We start from the raw sequence: 19,570 nt of genomic DNA, 5'->3' as shown, positions 1-19,570 counted from the left end.
CTCAGTCGGCCGCGGGCTCGCCGTACCCCCCGCCTCCCGGTGTACGGACCACCAGCACATCCCCCGCGTCCAGCTGTGCGACATCGCAGCCGGCCAGCTCCTCCACCGAACCGTCCGCGCGTTCAACGGAGTTGGCGCCGGTGGCGCCGGGGCCGCCGCCCGCCATGCCGTACGGCGGGACCCTGCGGTGGCCGGTCAGCAGGGCCACCGTCATGGGCTCCAGGAAGCGCAGCCGCCGTTCCGTGCCGCAGCCGCCGTGCCACCTGCCGGGGCCGCCGCTGCCCTCCCGCAGCGCGAAGCCGTCCACCCGTACCGGATAGCGCCACTCCAGGACCTCGGGGTCGGTCAGCCGGGAGTTGGTCATATGGGTCTGCACCGCGTCCGCGCCGTCGAAGCCGTCGCCCGCGCCCGCGCCGCTGGCCACCGTCTCGTAGTACTGCACCCGCTCGTTGCCGAAGGTGACGTTGTTCATCGTGCCCGAGCCCTCGGCCTGGACGCCGAGTGCCGCGTAGAGTGCGCCGGTCACGGCCTGCGAGGTCTCCACGTTGCCCGCGACGGTGGCCGCGGGGAAGACCGGCGCCAGCATGGATCCCTCGGGGATGCGGACCTCCAACGGCTTCAGACAGCCGCTGTTGAGGGGGATGTCCTCGGCGACCAGGGTGCGGAAGACGTACAGGACCGCGGCCATCACCACCGAGCTGGGCGCGTTGGCGTTGCCCGGCTGCTGGGGCGAGGTGCCGGTGAAGTCCAGTACGGCGCTGCGCGCCCGGCGGTCCACCCGCAGCGCGACCTGGATGACGGCGCCGCTGTCGGTCTCGTAGCGGCAGGAGCCGTCGCCGAGGCCGGCGATGATCCGGCGCACCGACTCCTCGGCGTTGTCCTGCACGTGTCCCATGTACGCGCGTACGACCTCGATGCCGAACTGGCCGATCATCCGGCGCAGTTCGCGGATGCCCTTCTCGTTGGCGGCGATCTGGGCGCGCAGATCGGCGATATTGGCGTCCGGCGCCCGCGAGGGGTAGGGGCCCGCGGCGAGCAGGTCGCGGGTCTCCTCCTCCAGCAGCCTGCCGTCCCGTACGAGAAGCCAGTTGTCGAAGAGGATGCCCTCCTCCTGGATGGTCCGGCTGAAGGCGGGCATGGAGCCGGGGGTGATGCCACCGATCTCGGCGTGGTGGCCGCGCGAGGCGACCAGGAACAGCAGCTCGGCGCCGTTCTCGTCGAAGACGGGGGTGACGACGGTGACGTCCGGCAGGTGGGTGCCGCCGTGGTACGGGTCGTTGATCGCGTACACATCGCCCGGCCGCATCTCGCCGCCGCGCCGCTTGAGCACCTCCTTGATGGACTCCCCCATCGACCCCAAGTGCACGGGAATGTGGGGGGCGTTGGCGATGAGGTTGCCCTCGGAGTCGAAGAGCGCGCAGGAGAAGTCGAGCCGCTCCTTGATGTTGACGGAGTGGGCGGTGTTCTCCAGGCGCACCCCCATCTGCTCGGCGATGGCCATGAAGAGGCTGTTGAAGACCTCCAGCATCACGGGGTCGGCGTCGGTGCCGACCGCGACCCGTCCGGGGCGCGGGCGCACCCGGCTGAGCAGCAGGTGGCCGCGCTCCCCCGGCGTCGCGCGCCAGCCCGGGTCGACGACCGTGGTGGCGTCCTCCTCGGCGATGATCGCGGGTCCGGTGAGGGTGTCGCCGGGCCGCAGCTCGCCCCGCGCGAACAGCTCGGTGTCCTGCCACCGCCCCTGGGTGAACATCCTCACCCTGGCGAGCGGCTGGAGATCGCCCGCGCGCTCCTCGGCGGCGATCTCGTGCCGGGCCGCGCCGCCCGCCGCGCCCGCCGCCTCGACCGAGACCGCCTCGGCCACCAGCGGCTTGTCCATGGTGAAGGCGTACCGCGCGCGGTGCTCGCGGACGAACTCCCGGGCCATGGCGTCGGCGGCGGCCAGCGGGACGGCGAGCGCGCTGTCCGTGCCGGCGTAGCGCAGCAGCACCCGCGCCCGGGTGGTGATGCTCTCGCGCGGCACCCCCTCCGCCAGCAGCTCCTGCGTGCTCTCGCGCGCCAACTCCGCGCAGATGTCCTGGACTTGGACGGCCGAGTCGCCGGTCAGCTCGACCTCGACGGCCTGTTCGCGCATGGCGGTGGCGTCCGCGACGCCGATGCCGTACGCGGAGAGCACCCCGGCCAGCGGCGGGACCAGGACGGTGTCGATGCCCAGCGCGTCGGCGACCGCGCAGGCGTGCTGGCCGCCGGCGCCGCCGAAGCTGGTCAGGGCGTAGCGGGTGACGTCGTGGCCGCGCTGCACGGAGATCTTCTTGACGGCGTTGGCCATGTTCAGGACCGCGATGTCCAGGAATCCGGCGGCGACCTCCTCCGGGCTGCGCCGGTCACCGACCGCCCGTGCGGTCTCCTGCGCCAGCTCGGCGAAACGGGCGCGGACCGTCTCCGCGTCGAGGCGCTCATCGCCCCGCGGGCCGAACACCGCCGGGAAGTGGGCCGATTGGACCCGTCCCAGCATCACATTGGCGTCCGTGACGGTCAGCGGTCCGCCGCGGCGGTAGCAGGCGGGTCCGGGCACCGCGCCCGCCGAGTCCGGGCCGACGCGGTAGCGGCGCCCGTCGAAGTGCAGCACCGAGCCGCCGCCCGCCGCGACGGTGTGGATGTTCATCATGGGCGCCCGCATCCGTACGCCCGCCACCTCGCTGCCCAGGACCCGCTCGAACTCGCCCGCGTAGTGCGAGACATCGGTGGAGGTGCCGCCCATATCGAAGCCGATCACCTTCTCGTGCCCCGCCTCGGCGGAGGACCGGGCCATGCCGACCACGCCGCCCGCGGGGCCCGAGAGCACCGCGTCCTTGCCGCGGAAGTGCTCGGCCTGGCGCAGCCCGCCGTTGGACTGCATGAACATCAGCCGGATGCCCGGGAGTTGGTCGGCTACCTCGTCCACGTACCGGCGCAGGATCGGCGAGAGATAGGCGTCCACGACGGTCGTGTCGCCGCGCGGTACGAGCTTCATCAGCGGGCTGACCTCGTGCGAGCAGCTCACCTGCGCGAAACCGGCCCGGCGCGCCAGCGCGGCGACGGCCTTCTCGTGGGCCGGGTGGCGGTAGCCGTGCAGCAGCACGACCGCCGCGCTGCGCACCCCCTCGCGCCGGGCCCGCTCCAGCGCCTCGCGCACCGCCTCCGCCTCCAGCGGGCGCACCACCTCCCCTTGTGCGTCCACCCGTTCGGGCACCTCGATCACCCGCTCGTACAGCGCCTCGGGCAGCACGATGTGCCGGTCGAAGATGCGGGGACGGTTCTGGTAGGCGATGCGCAGCGCGTCCCGGAACCCCTCCGTGATCACCAGGGCCGTCGGCTCGCCCTTGCGCTCCAGCAGCGCGTTGGTCGCCACGGTGGTGCCCATCTTGACCACGGCCACCTGCTCGGCCGGTACCGGTTCGTCCGGCGCCAGGTCCAGCATCGCCCGGATCCCCGCGACGGCCGCGTCCCGGTACCGCTCCGGATTGTGCGACAGCAGCTTGCCGGTGACGAGCCGCCCGTCGGGCCGCCTGCCCACCACGTCCGTGAACGTACCGCCCCGATCGACCCAGAACTCCCAGCGTCCCGTCATCCGCCCATTGTCCCAACCCTCTTGCCCGCCGTGCGCTGCTGCGCGGGGTGATTCGGGGGCTTTTGGCCACGGCGGGGCGGTGCCGACGGGGGCTACGCCGACGAGGTGGCGGGGCTCCGGTCGGCGGCCGGCGGGAAGCAGGCACGTTCGGCCAGGGCGGTGTGGGTGGCGAGGTGGGAGCGGGCGTCCAGGAGGTGGGTACGGCCGCGGACGGCGTGGTGGCACTCCAGGGCGGCCAGGCCCAGCAGGCCGGGGAGCAGGTCGGTGCAGCGGTCGGCGATCCAGCGGGTGCCGCGGGTGGCCATCCACCAGGCCGAGGCGGCGAGGGTGGGCGCCGGGCCGTCGGGCCTCGGGCCGGGCGGCGGGCCGTACGCCAGGCCGGCGGCGCTCAGCGCGGCGTGGAACTCCCCCGCCAGCAGCCGGTGCCCCAGCTCGCTGGGGTGCAGCCGGTCAACGCTCCAGGCGGCGCGCCGGGCGACCCACCGCTGGTCGGCGAGGTGCAGATGCAGGGCTCCGTGCCGCCGGGACAGCGCGTGTACGGCCTGGTTGACGGCCCGCATCCGGCGCCCGAGGGGGCGGGCCAGCGGCGCGGGCAGACACAGCATCCGCCCCGGGTCCGGCAGACAGGCGGTCAGCAGCACGGCCCCTTCGGCGCGCAGTGCCCCGTACGTCCGGTCCAGGGACTCCACCACAGACCCGATGTCGAAGGCGGCGCGCAGGGTGTCGTTGCCCCCGACGATGACGGACGCCAGCTGCGGCCCCGCCCGTCGCGCGGCGGTGAGCTGACGCCCCGCCACGTCGGCGGCCAGCGCGCCGCTGCGCGCGAGATTCACCAGCCGCGTCGCTCCTGGCCGCTCCCCCAGCCCGTCCGCCAGCAGTGCGGCCCACCCGCGCCAGCCGCCGCCCCCGGGCGCCGGGTCCCCGAGGCCTTCGGTGAGGGAGTCGCCGAGCGCTGCGAAGCGGATGGCGTCGCCGTCGTACGGCCTGTGTCCGGTGGGGCGCTTCGCTGGGAGTGTGGTCGTTCGGCTGCGGGCCGGTGGGGGCTGGTCGCGCAGTTCCCCGCGCCCCTGCCGGGGCGGGGAAGGCCCCGCTAGCTCGTTCCGCGCCATGCCGCGCTGTCCCTTCTGTGCGCCGTGCGGATGGTGTGCAAGGTGGGGGCGTCGTGGGCCGTGAGGAAGGCGTCGACTGCTGTGTGCCAGCCGTACTGTTCGGCGCGGTGGCGGGCCCGGGGGCGGTGGTGGGGACGGGCGAGGAGGCGGCGGGCCGCGCCGGCGAAGGAGGAGCCGTCGTCGAGGGCGGTCTCGCCCGCGGGGCCGATGATGCCGGCGAGGGCCGAGGAGGCGGCGGCGACCACGGGGGTGCCGCAGGCGAGGGCTTCCAGGGCGGAGAGGCCGAACGTTTCGGCGGGGCCGGGGGCCAGGGCGAGATCCACGCTCGCCTGGAGGTCCGCGAGCCGGCCGCGGTCGGCGATGTGTCCGAGGAAGGTGACGGGCAGGCGCTGCGCACGGGCGCGGGTCTGGAGGCGGGAGCGCAGGGGGCCGTCGCCGGCGACCACGAGCACGGCGTCCGTGCCGTGTCTGCGCAGCTCGGCGAGTGCGTCCAGGGCGCGGCCCGGCCGTTTCTCCGGCGAGAGGCGGGAGCAGAGCAGGAGCAGGGTGCGTGAGCCGCCCGCGTACCGCTGCCGCAGTTCCTCGCTCCGGCGGCCCGGATGGAACGTGGCGAGGTCGACGCCGAGCGGTGCGCGCAGGACGTTGCGCGCCCCGACCCTGGTGAACTCCGCCGCGGCCCACTGCGTCGTGCACACCACGCGGCTGTAGGCGTGCGCGGTACGGGAGTTGAGCCGGTCGGCGACGCCGCGCGCCAGGCCGTCGGGCACGCCCCAGGTCCGCAGCACCGCGTCCACGCTCTCGTGGGAGACCATCACCGAGGGCACCCGGGCGCGGCGCGCCCACTGCCCCGTCCAGCGCAGGGTGGTGCGGTCGCTGACCTCCAGCCGGTCGGGCGCCAGCGCCTCCAGGACGCGCTGGACCCGCCGCCGGTCGGCCAGGACGCGGTAGCCGCCGGTGCCGGGCAGCACCGGCCCCGGAAGGGTGATCACCCGTCCCTGCCCGGTGATGTGGTCGTGCGCGGCGGCGCCGGGCCGGATCAGCACCGGCTCGTGCCCCGCCGCCAGATATCCGGCCCCCAGCTCGTGCAGCGCGGTCCGCAGCCCGCCGGAAGCCGGGGTGATGAAGTTCGCGATCCGTACGATCCGCAGCGATCCGGAGCCGCCCACGGCCAGCCGTTCGCCGCCGCCCGGGCCGCCCGCGCCCGTACGGCCACGAGGAGGTCCCGCGCCTCCGCCGGAGGCCCTCATGCCGCCACCGCCGTCCGGGCCGTGAGGACGTCCTCGTAGTGGCTCAGGAGTTGGTCGCCGACGGCTTCCCAGGTGCGGGCCGCGACGGCGGTGCGGGCGGCGGTGCCGTATGCGGTGCGCAGGGCGGGGGCGTGGGCGAGGAACTGGATGGCGCCGCGTACCGCGTCCGGGTCGCCGGGTGGCACCAGCAGGCCCGTGCGGCCGTGGGTGACCAGGTCGAGGGGGCCGCCGGAGGCCGGGGCCACGACGGGGACGCCGCTGGCCATGGCTTCCTGGACGGTCTGGCAGAAGGTCTCGTACGGGCCGGTGTGCACGAAGACGTCCAATGAGGCGAAGAGGCGGGCGAGTTCGTCGCCGGTGCGGCGGCCCAGGAAGCGCGCGTCGGGCATGGCGGCGCGCAGACCCGGCGCGCTGGGGCCGTCGCCGATGACCACGGTGCGTACGCCGGGCAGCCGGGAGGTGGGGGCCAGCAGGCGTACTTCCTTCTCGGGGGCGAGCCGGCCGATGTAGCCCACGAGCAGCTCGCGACCGGCCAGCAGGGAGCTGCGCAGCACCTCGTCACGGCGTGCGGGGTGGAAGCGCGCGGAGTCCACGCCGCGCGGCCACAGGCGCAGCCGTGGCACGTCGTGTGCGGCCAGGTCGTGCAGGGCCGCGGTGGAGGGTGCCAGGGTGCGGTCGGCGGCGGTGTGCACGGCGCGGATGCGGCGCCAGGCCGCCGCGGCTCCGGTGCCGAGGTAGGTGCGGGCGTAGCTGCCCAGGTCGGTCTGGTAGACGGCGACGGTGGGCAGGCCCCGGCGGGCGGCGGCCGCCATGCCGCGGGCCCCGAGGACGAAGGGGCCGGCGAGGTGGACGACATCGGGGTGGTGGGCGGCCAGTTCGGCCGCCAGCCGGCGCCCCGGCAGGGCCAGGCGGACCTGCGGGTAGCCGGGCAACGGTACGGAGGGGAGGCGGACCACGGGGCAGGGGCCGCCGCTGTGGCCCTGCTCGCCCAGGGCGCCCAGCGGGGCGATGACCAGGGGGTCGTGGCCGCGCCTGACGAGGTGCCGGGCGGTTTCCAGGGCGCAGTGGGCGACGCCGTTGACATCGGGTGGGAAGGATTCGGTGACGATGACAACTCGCATACCGCTGTTGTCGACGGGCCGTGCGTGGCCCCGGCCACGTGGATCTTTCCAGCCGGGGAACGTCCCATGAGCGTTGGCCCCCGCCCGGCACGGCCGCCGTAGAGGCGCCGGGGCGGCGCGTACGGACGCGAAGGCGGCGGGCCGGCCTCCGGGCGGCTCACGGCCCGTCCGGCGCCCTCAGAGGCGGTGCCCGGGGCCCCGCGTCACAGCGCCGGCGCGTCCGGCCCGAAGCGGCTGCGGACGGCGGTCTGGACCTCGTCCTCCTCCGCCGGGTCGGCGGCGAGGCGGCGGAGCTGCTCCATGACGCGGGCGTCGCCGGTGGCCGCGTGGCGGGCGGCGAGCTCTCTGGTGGTCTCCTCGCAGTCCCACAGGCACTCGACGGCGAAGCCCGCCGCGAAGCCGGGGTCGGTGGCGGCCAGGGCGCTGGCGGCCCGGCCTCGGAGGTGGGAGGAGGAGGTCTCGCGGTAGATGTGGCGCAAAACCGGTGCCGCGCAGCCGACCTCCAGGCGGCCGACGCCGTCGACCAGTTCCCACAGTCCGTCGGCGTCGGGGCCTTCGGTGCGGACCGTCCTGCGCAGGGCTGCCAGCACCAGGTCGGCGTCGCTCTGGGCGCCGCGGCAGGCGAGCATCGTGGCGGCGGCCGCGCCGAGCCGGTCCTCGCGCGGGGCCCAGGCGCGGGCCCGCGCGACGGCGGCCGTGCTGCGCATTCTCGAGAAGGCGTCGAGGGCGGCGCCGGCCAGGGCGCGGGAGGAGCGGGGGTCGGCGGCCGCGGCCTCGATGAGGTCGAGGGCGTCGGGGTCGCCGCGCTCGGCGAGGTGGCGCAGCGCGGCGGCGCGGGCGGCGTCGGGTCCGGTGAGGGCGGCCTGGATCAGTTCGGGGCGGTCCTCGGGTCCGGCGACGGCGCCCAGGCAGCGGGCGGCGGCGATGTGGCGGCGCTCCTCGGGGTGCGGCTCGGGGCCCTGCTGGGCCCAGTCCAGCACCTCGCGCACGCTCCAGCCGGGGCGCGGGCCGCTGGGGCGCAGCTGCCGCTGCCAGCGGTCGAAGCTGCCCTGCTCCTGGGCGGCGCGTACGCGCTCGCCGTAGCGCGGGTCCTCGGCCCACAGGCGCCAGGGCCGGGGCTCGAAGGCGTCGCGTACGGCGGCGGCCAGCTCGGCCTCGCCCTTGGGGGTCTTGGGGAAGCGGGCGAGGACGGCGGGGGCCAGGGTGGCGAGCCCGGCGTCGTCGTCGCGCAGGGCGAGCTCGTCCAGGGCCCAGCGCCAGTTGCTGCCGGCCGCGGCGTAGCTGCGCAGCAGCAGCAGCGCGGCGTCGCGGCCGTAGGAGGCGAGGTGGCCCAGGACGGCCAGGGCGAGGCCGGTGCGCTCCTCCGAGGTGTCGACGCGGTCGTCGGGGTGGAAGAGGTGGCGTTCGATGTCCTCGAGCCCGCCGTCGAGCTGCATGTAGAGGCGTGCGTAGTACAGGGAGCGGTTCTCGACCTGCCAGTCGCGCCGGGGGTCGCGCAGCACGCTGTCGTTGAGCGCTGCGAGCGCCTCGGCGCGCGGCGCCGCGAGGGCGTGCAGGGTCCCGTCGCCGCGGCCTCGCTGCAGGAGGCCGAGCAGGGTGCCACTGGGCGCTATGTCTGGATCGAACATGAGGTCAGCATCCGGTGCGGGGGACAGGCTGGCAACGGGATTTCCGCTGACCGGCATTCTTGCCGGTGACCGCGGGTCGTATGCGTCGTTCCCACCGTGGATCGGCGGGGACGGCAGCTATACGGCCGCCGCAGCCTAGCTTGGAACCCACCATTCCGCCGATTCTTGACGGGGTTGCCACAGGGAGGCCGGGGGCATATGCCAAAAGCACCACCGTATCGGGTAATGCCAAATCCCTTACGGGCGGTCGCAGGCTGTGCAAGAGTCGTTACCGGCCCCTTCCATCAGACATGGCCGACCTGGCCGCAGACATGGCCACGCGCCGCCTGATATCGGAGTACGTCATGCCGTCCCATCTCTTCGCGGACCGTCCAGCCGCCCAGCCACCCGAGCGTGACGCGGTCGACGCACTCATCACCCAGGCACGCCGCCTTCGCGGCGGCCTGGACGCCGTACGCCGTGACGCCGTCTCCGAGAGCGAGGCCACCGCCGACCCGCAGCTGCGCTGGCAGCGCGCCCTGTGCGACCTGGCGGTGCACCACCTCGACGACCTCGACGGCCATCTCGACCAGCTCAGAGAAGGGCTTCCCGCCGACTCCGAGGAGGGCGGGACGGTCGGGCTCGGCGAGCACGGCCCGGACACCTCCGGGCAGGACGCACCGCCCGAGCCCGAGGCCGACGCCCATGAGCGCGGCTCGCTGCTGAGCCGGGTGGGCAGCGCCGAGTGGAATCTGCTCACCGACGAGGTGAGCTGGTCCGACGAACTCTTCGGGATCTTCGGCAGGGAGAGCGCGGACGGCCCGCTGACCCTGGACGAACTCCCCTCCCTGGTCTTCTCCGAGGACCAGCAGCAGCTGACCACGATGGTCACGGACTGCCTGGTGGACGGAAAGCCGATCGACGGCGAATTCCGCATCGTGCGCGCGGACATGAGCGTGCGCACGGTGCACATGGTGGGCGAGCCGGTGCTCGACGCCGACGGCAGCACCGCATGCATGTGGGCCGTGCTGCGGGACGTCAGCGAGCTGCGCCGCAGCCAGCGGGCGGTGCGCGAGACCCGTGACTCGCTGCAGCGCCAACGGCACATCGCGCAGACAGAGCACCGGCTTGCGGTCGAGCTGCAGGAAGCCGTGCTGCCGCCGTGGCGCGGCTCCCTGCGGTTCCCGCAAGGCGGCCCGGTCGCCCTCGACCTCGCCGCGCGCTACCTCCCCTCCGGGACCAGCGCACTGATCGGCGGGGACTGGTACGACGCCCTCCAACTCCCGGACGGCAAGACGCTGTTGAGCGTCGGCGACCTCACCGGACACGGCGTCACCGCCACCTCCGGCATGGCGATGGTGCTCGGCGCGCTGCGCGGCATGGCCGTGGCGGGCCAGGAGCCCGGGCCGCTGATGGGCCATCTCAACCAGCTGCTCGACGTCTCCGCGCAGCCCGCGCTGGGCAGCGCGGTGTGCTGCCGCTTCGACCCCGAGACCCTGCAACTGGTCTGGTCCCAGGCAGGACACCCCGCCCCGCTGCTGTTCCGCGACGGGACGGGACGTGCGCTCGAGCGCCCGGAGGGTGTCCTCCTGGGCGCGACGACTGGCGCCAACTACACCCAGATCACGGAGCAGTTGGCCCCTTCGGACCTGTTGGTGCTGCACACCGACGGGCTGGTGCCCCGCCGCGCACACAGCACCGACACGGCGCACGAGGGCGCCGAGCGGCTCCTGGCGCTGGCACCGCGGTTCGCCGCGGCCCGCAGTGCGCAGGACTGTGTGCGGATCGTCGTCGAGGAGTTCGGCAGCGCCGAGCGCGAGGACGACGCGTGTGTGCTGATCGCCAGGATCGGTGGGTAGGGACGGCCGGGCAGGGACGCGAGGCGCGGCGGGTACGCCTGGTGCGGTCGGTGCATGCAGCTGCCGGCCGCCCCGCTTTTCACGTGCCCTCAGCAGGTCCCGGTTGAGGGACCGACCCGATACGAAGGCCCGATGCGAAGGAATGCCAGTGCCGGAAGGCCTGACACCGCGATGACCTCGGCCCGCCGGCTGCGGTCTCGGAGGGTTCAGAGGGTGAAGTTCCTGGGGTTGTTGGTCCGGTTCTTCCTCGGCATGACCTGCTGGATCTCTTCCCGCAGCTCAAGGATCTTGCCGTAGCCCGCGTACTCCCCGGTCAGGCGGTACATCTCGCGCAGCCGGTCCCAGGTGCGGTGCGATGAGGTCTCCCCGATCGTCACCAGCGCCAGCCGTGCGTAGCGGTCCGCCTGCTCCGGGTCGTCGGCGATGAAGCAGGCCGAGGCCATGGAGAGATAGTCGAAGATCTTCGACCGCTGCCGGCCGTCGATCCGCAGCGCCAGCGCCTTCTGCGCGTAGTGCTGTGCCTGCTTGGCGGCGGCCGGGTCGTGCTCGGCGAGCGTGCGGAAGGCCAGTGCCTGCATCCCGTACAGATCCTCCTCCTTGAAGGTCTGCATCCAGCTGGGCGGCGGCACATCGCCTTTGTCCGATACGAACAGCTCCTCCGCCTCGCCGAGGGTGCGGCGCATGGCCTGGCCCTGCCCTTTGGTCGCCTGCGCCCAGGCCTCGATGGTGTGCAGCATGGCGCGGGTGCGCGGCAGGGTCTCCTGGCCGGAACCGGACTTGGCCAGCTTCATCAGGTCCAGGGCGTCGTCGGGACGGCCCAGGTGCACCATCTGGCGGGCCGCCCGGGAGAGCGCCTCGCCCGCCCGGGGCCGGTCGCCGCCCTCGCGCGCGGCGTGCGCGGCGATGACGAAGTACTTCTGCGCGGTGGGCTCCAGGCCCACGTCGTGGGACATCCAGCCCGCGAGGACGGCGAGGTTGGCCGCTACCCCCCACAGCCTGCGCTGCAGGTGATCGGGGTGGCGGTAGGCCAGCATGCCACCGACCTCGTTGAGCTGGCCCACCACTGCCTTGCGCTGCAGCCCGCCGCCGCGGGCCGCGTCCCAGGCGCGGAAGACCTCCACCGAACGCTCCAGGGCGTCGATCTCCTGCGACCCCACGGGGGCCGCTTCGTAACGGTCGAAACTGGTCTGGTCGAGGGTTGCGGGGGTCAGGGGGTTGTCGAAGCGCGGGGCATCTGCCGCCAGTGCCGGATCGGTGTGCAGCCAGTCGTACATGGCGCTGCTGAGTGCGGATCCCGCGGCGAGCGCTGCGCCCGCGCCCACCAGGCCGCGTCGGTTGAGCATGAGGTCCATTCCCGTGAATTCCGTGAGGACCGCTGCGGTCCGCTCGGGCGGCCACGGCAGACCGTCCATGGCCTGCCGTTTCCCCGCGCGCCCTGAGCGCCCGAAACCGAGGTCCTCGGTGGTTACGACACGGCCGAGGCGCTCGGTGAACAGGGCGGCCAGCACTTTGGGCACCGGGTCGCGCGGGGTCTCCCCCGTGTCGATCCAGCGCCGTACCCGCGAGGTGTCGGTCGCCAGCTGCGGATGCCCCATGGCCGCCGCCTGCCGGTTGACCAGCCTCGCCAGTTCTCCCTTGGACCAGCCGGCCAGGCCGAAAAGGTCCGCGAGACGGGTGTTCGGCTCCCTGTCCACGTCAAGCCCCCAGGTTCCTCGACTGAGTTGACAGTAACCGCCACCTCAGGGGCCCTGCGAGTATTCGCCAGGGTTCGCCAGGGTGCGCCAGATGGTCTGCCACCCGCGCCCGCGTGTTCTGTAGGAACGCAGCCCCCGGCCCGGTGCCGGAATCGCATTCCCCAGGGTGCGAGTCCCTGTCCAGGGGACCCCATCAACGGGGGTCTTCTCGGGACCCCGACACGGGGCCGGGTGCTCACCGCAACTCGTCGGCGCACGAAGGGATCTGTCTCACCCATGTACGCAGCATCGTCCGCCGTGACCGCCCCGACCCGGCCGTACCGTCCGCAGCAGTCCGGCAGCGGGCCGTATCTCGATCCCTCCCACTCCGCGGGGGCGGTTACCGGCCTCCCCGGCGGCCGTCCGCGACGGGCGCAGGGGGCGGTCCCCCAACCCCTCAGCGGGAGACTGGACTTGTCCGGCCCTCAGGGCGCCCAGCTGCGCGCCGCCGTCGCCTCGGTCCACCGCATCTGCCCCGAGTTCCACCCCGTCCAAGTGCTGCGCCGCAGCGGCAAGTCCGTGCTTCTCGTGGGCACGACCGGCCGTACGACCGCAGTCGCCAAGTGCCTGCTGGACAACTCCCCAGCGTGGGCCGAGCGGTTCCGGCACGAAATAGCGGCATACCGGGCCTTTGTCCGCCACCGCCCGCCGGTGCGCGTACCCAGGCTGGTCGCCGCGGACCCCGACAACTGCACCCTGGTCGTGGAGCGCATGCCCGGCCGGGTCGCCTCCGTGCAGCGCCACCCCACCGAGACGCCGCCCCGCGCCGATGTGCGCGCCGCGCTCGGTGCGATCTGCCGGGTCAACCTGTGGCGACCGCCGGCCGGGATGTTCGACGCGCCGCTGGACTACGCGGGCCGCATCGGGCGCTTCCACGACCTCGGCCTGCTCACCGACCGTGACATGGGCGACCTGCAGAAGCTGATGCGCGGGCTGGCGCATGTGCAGGGACAGTTCTGCCACGGCGACGCGCTGCTGAACAACGTCCTGCTCTCGCCCGCCGGGCCGGTGCTGCTCGACTGGGACAGCGCCGGCTGGTACCTGCCCGGCTACGACCTGGCGACGCTGTGGTCGGTGCTGGGCGACGCCCCCGTGGCGCGCCGCCAGATCAGCCAGCTCGCGCAGAACGCCGGCACCGCCTCGCGGGACGCCTTCCTGGTCAATCTGATGCTGGTGCTGACCAGGGAAATACGGCGTTACGAGACCGCGGTGCAGCGGACGATGCGGGAGCCCACCCCCCCGGGGGCGCCCGGCCCGGGACAGCCGGGAACGCCCACGGCGGGCGAGGAGCAGCGGCTGCTGCTGCGCCGGCTGCACGACGACTGCCAGATGGCACGGCGTGCGGTACGAGCCGCGGTCGGCACGCGCTGATCCGCCGACGGGGGGTACTGAGCGGCGCGCCCGTACGGGGCGCGCCGCTCCCGTCTGTGCGGGTAGCGCCGCACTGACATGGGAACTCCTTGTGGAGCACGGTGATTGACGGAGCGTCGGCAAACCGATAGCTGTAGTCGGGTCCCGCCCCGCACGGCCGTATGCGATTCATCCGTCACACCGCCCCTTTCCGGGCCGGCCCAAGGAGGCTGCATTGCGAGGATCCGCCCCACGGACAAGAACCGTCCCTCCCGCCCTGCGCAGGGCCGCCGTCGCCACCGCCTCGGCGGCCTTGTTGCTGCCGCTGGTCTCGGCCGCGCCCGCGGCCACCGCCACCGCGCGCCAGCCGCGCGCGGGCTCCTTGCAGCAGGCCTTCGCGGCCGCGGCACAGCGCTATCAGGTCCCGCAGAGCGTGCTGCTGGGCGTCTCCTACCTGCAGTCCCGGTGGGACGGGCACGGCGGCGCGCCCAGCGTGTCCGGCGGCTACGGGCCGATGCACCTCACGGATGCCCGTACGGCCCTGGCGCGGACGGCGCACCACAGCGACGGCGAGGTGGACCCGCGCGGTGACACCGCACGGGCCCGCAAGCAGGTCCGGCACGCCCTGACCGACACCTCTCAACTCCCCGCTCGGCTGCGGACGTTGGAGCAGGCGGCCCGGCTGACCGGGCTGCCCGCCGAGCGGCTGCGCCAGGACCCGGCCGCCAACATCAGCGGGGGCGCGGCGCTGCTCGCCGCCGAGCAGAAGCGCCTGGGGCTGCGGCCCAGCACCGACCCGGCCCAGTGGTACGGGGCCGTCGCGCGCTATGCGGGCCCGGACGACGCCCAGGGCGCCACCGGCTTCGCCGACGAGGTCTACGCGGTGCTGCGCCAGGGCCGCAGCCGGGTGACCGACACGGGCCAGCGGGTCTCCCTGGCCAAGGCGCCCGGGCTCACCGGGGACCGTGCGCAGGCCGCCCGTCTGGGCCCGAAGCCGGCGGCCACCGGCAAGGTGGAGTGCCCCGCGCAGGTGACCTGCCGGTCCATTCCCGCGCCGTACGAGGAGTTCGGCGACGGCGACTACGGCAACCACGACAAGGCCGACCGGCCCCGGGACCAGCGCATCGACTACATCGTCGTCCATGACACCGAAGGGACGTGGGAGACGGTCCTCAAGCTCATCAAGGACCCGACGTATGTCTCCTGGCACTACACCCTGCGCTCAGCGGACGGTCTGATCGCCCAGCACGTGCCGACCAAGGACGTCGCCTGGCACGCGGGAAACTGGTACATCAACTCCCACTCCATCGGCCTGGAGCACGAGGGCTTTTTGGCCGCGCCGGACGCCTGGTACACCGAGGCGATGTACCGCTCCTCGGCCCGGCTGGTGAAGTACCTGTCCAGGAAGTACGGCATCCCGCTGGACCGCCAGCACATCATCGGGCACGACAACGTCCCGGGGACCCTCCCGTCCACCATCAAGGGCATGCACACCGACCCCGGCCCGTACTGGGACTGGGCGCACTACTTCGCGCTGCTGGGCAAGCCGTTCAAGCCCGACGCGGGGCCCCGGGGCGGTCTGGTGACCATCCGCCCCGATTACGAGGACAACACTCCGCTCTACACCGACTGCGTCAAGCCGGGGCAGCCGTGCGCCCCGCACGGCTCGACGGCGGTGCGGCTGCACACCGGGCCGAGCCCGAGCGCCCCGCTGGTCAAGGACATCGGTCTGCGCCCGGACGGCAGCGACTCCACCACCGGCGTCAACGACACCGGGGCCCGCGCCACCACGGGCCAGCGCTTCGCCGTGGCCGAGCGCCGGGGGGACTGGACCGCGATCTGGTACCTCGGGCAGAAAGCGTGGTTCCACAACCCCGCCGGTGAGCCGACCGCCGTCAACGGCAGGGGGCTGGTGGCGACGCCGAAGGCCGGGCGGGCCGATGTCCCGGTCTACGGGCGGGCCTATCCGGAGAAGGAGGCCTACCCGGCGGGGGTGCCGGTGCAGACCGTCACACCGCTGCCGTACAAGCTCCTGGCGGGGCAGTCCTACGCCGTGGGGCAGAAGGCGAAGGGCGAGTACTTCTACGCGCCGACCTTCGACGTGAGCAAGCACGTGATCGTGCGGGGCAGGGACGTCTACTACGAGATCCAGGTCGGGCACCGCGTGGGCTATGTGCGGGCCGCCGATGTGGACCTGCGCCCCTCGGGCCCGTAGACGGGGCTGTGACAGGCGACCGCCGGACGGGCCCTCTCGGGTCCGTCCGGCGGTCGCGTCGCGCTGTGGGGCCCTTCAGGGCCCGTGTCTCAGCCCTGCTGGAACATCTCCGCGGGCAGCGGCTTGAGGAGGGCGTACAGGTCGTCGGTGATCGGCCGGTCCCAGCTGGCGATCGTGACGAGTACGCCGTCGCTGCGGTCGAACTGGACGCAGGAGATGCGGCCCTCGGAGCACTTGATGCGCTTGACGATCAGGAGGTTGTCCTCGTGCATGACGGGGGCGTCCTCCGTCTCCAGGACCGTGACCTCCTCGTCGTTGTCGAGCGCGGCGAGCAGCTGGGCCACCTCGAAGGGGATCTGCCCGTCCTCCAGCTCGCGCGCCGGGGACCCCTCGGGGAGATTGCCGATGATCATCGCCGGGCCGCGGCCGCCGAAGAGGTCGTAGCGCAGGAACACGCCCTGGCAGCTGCCGTCGGGGGCGGGGAGCAGCCCCGCCCCCAGATTGCCCGGCCAGTCCCCGGGATCCATGGCGAGGACGTCGAAGTCAGGCCCGGCGGGCGTGGCTGCGCTGCGGCGGCGAAGGAAGGACATGTCGCCCATCGTACGTGGCCCGTGCGGTGGCCCGGCTCCGGCGTCAACGCTCCGGCATCGGCGGCACCGACCCGGATTCTTCCAGGGACTCCAGCAGCCGGGGAAGGCCGACGGAGTCCGTGCCCATCTTGCGGTAGACACCGGACAGCAGCCGGGCCACGGCCGCTTCCGGGGTGGCCAGTTCCTCGGCGATACGGGACTGGGACCAGCCCCGCACGACGCGTTCGGCGACCGCCCGTTCCTGCGCGGTGAGGGTGTCCGTGCCGGGGGTGCGCAGTTGCAGGGGGCGCAGTCCGGCGGCGGAGAGTTCGTCACGTGCGCGGGCCGCGAGGTGGTCGGCGCCGCAGTGGACGGCGCCCTCCAGGCCGCGGTAGAGCCGCTCGGCGGCGTCCTGCGGAAGGCCCGCGCGGCGCAGGGCCGAGCCGTGGTCCACCAGGACCTCGGCCAGTTGGTAGGCGGCCGGGGAGCGCTCCAGGTGGCGTACGGCTTCGGACAGCAGCTTGAGGCCCTCGGCGCCGCCGATCACGGTGGCGGCGCAGTGCAGGGCCTGTCCGATGGCCGAGGGCGCGCCGAACCTGCGGGCCCTGCGGACCGCTTCCTCGGCGAGCTCCACGGCCTGGGCGCCGTCGGTCAGGGCGACGGCGCGGGCGAGGTTGAGCTGCCAGGGGCACCAGGCGGGGTTGCGCATCCCGCGCGGCTCCAGGCGGCGGCCGACCTCCCGGAGGTGGTGCTCGGCGCGCCGGCGCAGGCCCCGGGCCAGCAGCAGTTCGCTGTAGACGGTCTGGGAGTCGGGGTAGATCACGGCGTTGGGGACCACTTCGCCGTAGCTGTAGCGGTCGGCCAGCTCCTGGGCCTCGCCGACCCGCCCGCGGGCCAGCAGGATCTCGATGAGGATGCCGATGGCGTACCACTGGGCCGGGACGGCGCCGCCCACCCGGTCGGCGATGCGCAGACCTTCGCGGACGAACGCCTCGGCCTCGGGGAGGGCGCCGCGGCGGTAGCGGATGTAGCCGAGCAGGGCGTGGCCGAAGGCCAGGTGGGCGCCGCGCCAGCCCTTGCGCTCGCACTCGGCCATGCCGCGGGTGAGCAGTTCCTCGGAGCGGCCCGGCTGGTCGCAGTACATGAAGGTCATGGCGACGACGACCGGGACCTCGAATCCGCGGTTCTCCGTGGTCCAGCTGAGTCCGCCGACGAGGGCTTCCTCGGCGTAGCGCAGTGCGATCTCGGCCGGCTCGCCGTGCACCATGCAGTCCCAGGCGCGCAGGCCGAGGATGTAGCGCTCGGCCAGGCCGCGTCCGTTGAGGTGGTCGGCGAGCCGGGCCAGCCTGCGCGAGCGGGCGGCGGAGTCCGGTTCGTCGGCGCGGAAGGCGCTCCATACGAAGTGTTCGGCCTGCTTGCGCAGCCGGGTGCCGGGGTTGGTGGTGCGCCGTGCCTCTTCCTCGGCGACGGCGGCCGCGTCCGCCAACTGGTCGGTGTGGGCGAGGGCCTGGCACAGCCGGTAGGTGATGGCCTCGCGCAGTTCCGGCTCGACGGAGGGTTCCTCCACCGCCTCCCGGAGGTAGTTGACGGTCGCCGCGGGCTCCGCGAGGAAGGTGCAGCAGCCCAGTTCGTACAGGACGGCGGCGCGGTCGGAGGCGGCCGGGGGTTCGCGCAGGGCACGGGCCAGGAAGCGCCGCGCGGCGGCGGGCGCTCCGGCCCGCATGTATTCCTGTGCGGCCCTTCGCAGCCACTGCACCACCCAGTCGTCGCCCTGGCAGGGGACCTCCAGGAGGTGGCGGGCTGCCGCTGCGGGGCCGAGCCCGGCTTCCATGACCGCTTCCGCGGCCATGTTGTGCATGCCGATCCGCAGGGAGTTGGGGATGGCACGGTAGACGGCGGTGGCGATCAGCGGGTGGGCGAACTGCAGCCCGCCGTCCGCGGTGGTGGCCAGGATGCGGGCCTCGGTCAGCTTCTCGACGGCGTCGGCGGCCTCCTCGGCACCCAGCGCCGCGACGCTCGCTGCGACGTCGAGCGGGACGGAGGTGCCGAGCACGGCGTTGGCCCAGGCGAACCGGACGGCGGGCAGACCGAGGCGCTCGAGGCGCTCGATGAGTCCGGCGCCCTTGACGGCCGAGGCCAGCTTGCGCAGTTCGGCCAGGTCGTCGTGGCGGCCCTTGAGTCCGGAGTCGCCCAGGCGTACGGAGAGTTCGACGACTTCGAAGGGGTTTCCGCCGGTGACGGCCCAGCACTCGCTGCAGAACTCGTCCTCGGCGCTGTCGCCCAGCGCGTCCCGCACGATCCGGGTCACCGCTTCGGTGGTGAGCGGCACCAGGTCGAAGGGGCGGCTGCCGTGGCGTTCGGCGAGGCGGCGGAAGGAGACCGCTTCGCTGGGGAGTTCGTCGGGGCGGTAGGCCACGACGATCAGCATCGGCAGGTCCTCGGCCCGCGGGGAGAAGGCGGTGAGCCAGTCCAGCGACTCCAGGTCGGCCCAGTGGGCGTCGTCCAGGATCAGCACGACCGGCGACTCCTGCACCGCGAAGCGCGTCACCAGCCAGTCCAGGCCGTCGCGGACACCGGTGGGGTCCGGGGTGCTGTCGGGCTTCTCCGCGGTCAGGCCGACCGCGGGAGCGACGATGTCGTACCAACTGCCCATGATCTCGCGGCGGGTTGACTCCTCCTGGCCCGCGAGTACCGGTTGTACGAGCTGACGTACGATATGGAACGCCAGGCCCTGGTCGTGTTCGCCGCCCTGGGCGTACAGCACGGTGCAGCCGCGCTCCGAGGCGCGGGTGCGCACCTCCCCGAGCATGGCGGTCTTGCCCAGGCCCGCGGCTCCGGAATAGGCCAGCACTCCACCACGCCGCATTCCGGACGGTCCGTCAGTTGGCCCGCACAGTTTGGACAACGCTGCGTCGATTGCCTTGAGTTCGGATTCTCGTTCCAGCAAATTGCGGCGCACTTCGCGCAAGTGCACCCGTCCGTCCGCCATGTCCGTTTCCGTTCCCTGTACTTCACCGATCGACAGATAGCGCAGAGAGTACGCCCCTGTAGACACTCTGTAGCAGACGTACGTGACTACGCAGCTCTTCAGGGAAACATTCCGGGAACCCGTTGCAGAACACGCCGGGATGTGCACTCACCAGCGCGCACGGC

General features: G+C 73.4%; 11 protein-coding genes. 3 read left to right on the top strand and 8 right to left on the bottom strand.

Annotated features, from left to right (window positions below):
• Nucleotide 1: 1 nt before the first annotated feature.
• From AC4IJH_RS26925 to AC4IJH_RS26905, 5 genes are all read right to left on the bottom strand, one after another.
• Nucleotides 2-3,607 carry a hydantoinase B/oxoprolinase family protein gene (locus AC4IJH_RS26925; protein ID WP_490854451.1) on the bottom strand — a complete coding sequence of 1,202 codons (3,606 nt, stop codon included), beginning with the start codon at nucleotides 3,605-3,607 and terminating at the stop codon, nucleotides 2-4.
• A 92-nt stretch (nucleotides 3,608-3,699) separates the two neighbouring features.
• A complete protein-coding gene (locus AC4IJH_RS26920) occupies nucleotides 3,700-4,716 on the bottom strand; it encodes an SGNH/GDSL hydrolase family protein (protein ID WP_490854450.1) in 1,017 nt (338 codons plus the stop codon).
• Complete coding sequence (locus AC4IJH_RS26915; protein ID WP_490854449.1) at nucleotides 4,698-5,963, bottom strand: glycosyltransferase; 1,266 nt, start codon at nucleotides 5,961-5,963, stop codon at nucleotides 4,698-4,700. The genes AC4IJH_RS26920 and AC4IJH_RS26915 overlap by 19 nt, the downstream gene beginning before the upstream one ends.
• Complete coding sequence (locus AC4IJH_RS26910; RefSeq protein WP_490854448.1) at nucleotides 5,960-7,084, bottom strand: glycosyltransferase family 4 protein; 1,125 nt, start codon at nucleotides 7,082-7,084, stop codon at nucleotides 5,960-5,962. The genes AC4IJH_RS26915 and AC4IJH_RS26910 overlap by 4 nt, the downstream gene beginning before the upstream one ends.
• 203 nt (nucleotides 7,085-7,287) lie before the next feature.
• On the bottom strand, nucleotides 7,288-8,712 hold the full coding sequence (locus AC4IJH_RS26905) for a HEAT repeat domain-containing protein (protein WP_490854447.1): 1,425 nt from the start codon (nucleotides 8,710-8,712) through the stop codon (nucleotides 7,288-7,290).
• Between the two features lie 344 nt (nucleotides 8,713-9,056).
• Between AC4IJH_RS26905 and AC4IJH_RS26900 the strand changes: the two genes are divergently transcribed.
• Nucleotides 9,057-10,550, top strand: a complete 1,494-nt coding sequence (locus tag AC4IJH_RS26900; RefSeq protein WP_490854461.1) for a PP2C family protein-serine/threonine phosphatase — start codon at nucleotides 9,057-9,059, stop codon at nucleotides 10,548-10,550.
• Between the two features lie 206 nt (nucleotides 10,551-10,756).
• On the opposite strand, the gene AC4IJH_RS26895 is transcribed toward AC4IJH_RS26900, so the two are convergent.
• Nucleotides 10,757-12,244: a DNA-binding protein NsdB gene (locus AC4IJH_RS26895; RefSeq protein ID WP_490854446.1), complete on the bottom strand. Its 1,488-nt coding sequence runs from the start codon at nucleotides 12,242-12,244 to the stop codon at nucleotides 10,757-10,759.
• A 276-nt stretch (nucleotides 12,245-12,520) separates the two neighbouring features.
• Between AC4IJH_RS26895 and AC4IJH_RS26890 the strand changes: the two genes are divergently transcribed.
• Both AC4IJH_RS26890 and AC4IJH_RS26885 read left to right on the top strand, forming a co-directional pair.
• Entirely contained in the window at nucleotides 12,521-13,654 is a 1,134-nt protein-coding gene (locus AC4IJH_RS26890; protein WP_490854445.1) for an aminoglycoside phosphotransferase family protein, read from the top strand.
• A gap of 214 nt (nucleotides 13,655-13,868) precedes the next feature.
• Nucleotides 13,869-15,848, top strand: coding sequence for an N-acetylmuramoyl-L-alanine amidase (locus AC4IJH_RS26885; RefSeq protein ID WP_490854444.1), 1,980 nt, complete (start codon nucleotides 13,869-13,871; stop codon nucleotides 15,846-15,848).
• 89 nt (nucleotides 15,849-15,937) lie between these two features.
• Here AC4IJH_RS26885 and AC4IJH_RS26880 read toward each other — a convergent pair whose 3' ends face one another.
• Both AC4IJH_RS26880 and AC4IJH_RS26875 read right to left on the bottom strand, forming a co-directional pair.
• Nucleotides 15,938-16,438 carry a hypothetical protein gene (locus AC4IJH_RS26880; protein ID WP_490854443.1) on the bottom strand — a complete coding sequence of 167 codons (501 nt, stop codon included), beginning with the start codon at nucleotides 16,436-16,438 and terminating at the stop codon, nucleotides 15,938-15,940.
• Between the two features lie 43 nt (nucleotides 16,439-16,481).
• Nucleotides 16,482-19,406 carry an ATP-binding protein gene (locus AC4IJH_RS26875; protein ID WP_490854442.1) on the bottom strand — a complete coding sequence of 975 codons (2,925 nt, stop codon included), beginning with the start codon at nucleotides 19,404-19,406 and terminating at the stop codon, nucleotides 16,482-16,484.
• Between the last annotated feature and the right edge of the window lie 164 nt (nucleotides 19,407-19,570).

This window comes from Streptomyces sp. UF-297 (assembly GCF_058245575.1).
Note: the sequence above shows the minus strand (reverse complement) of the source record. Positions and strands in the feature narration are given on the sequence as shown.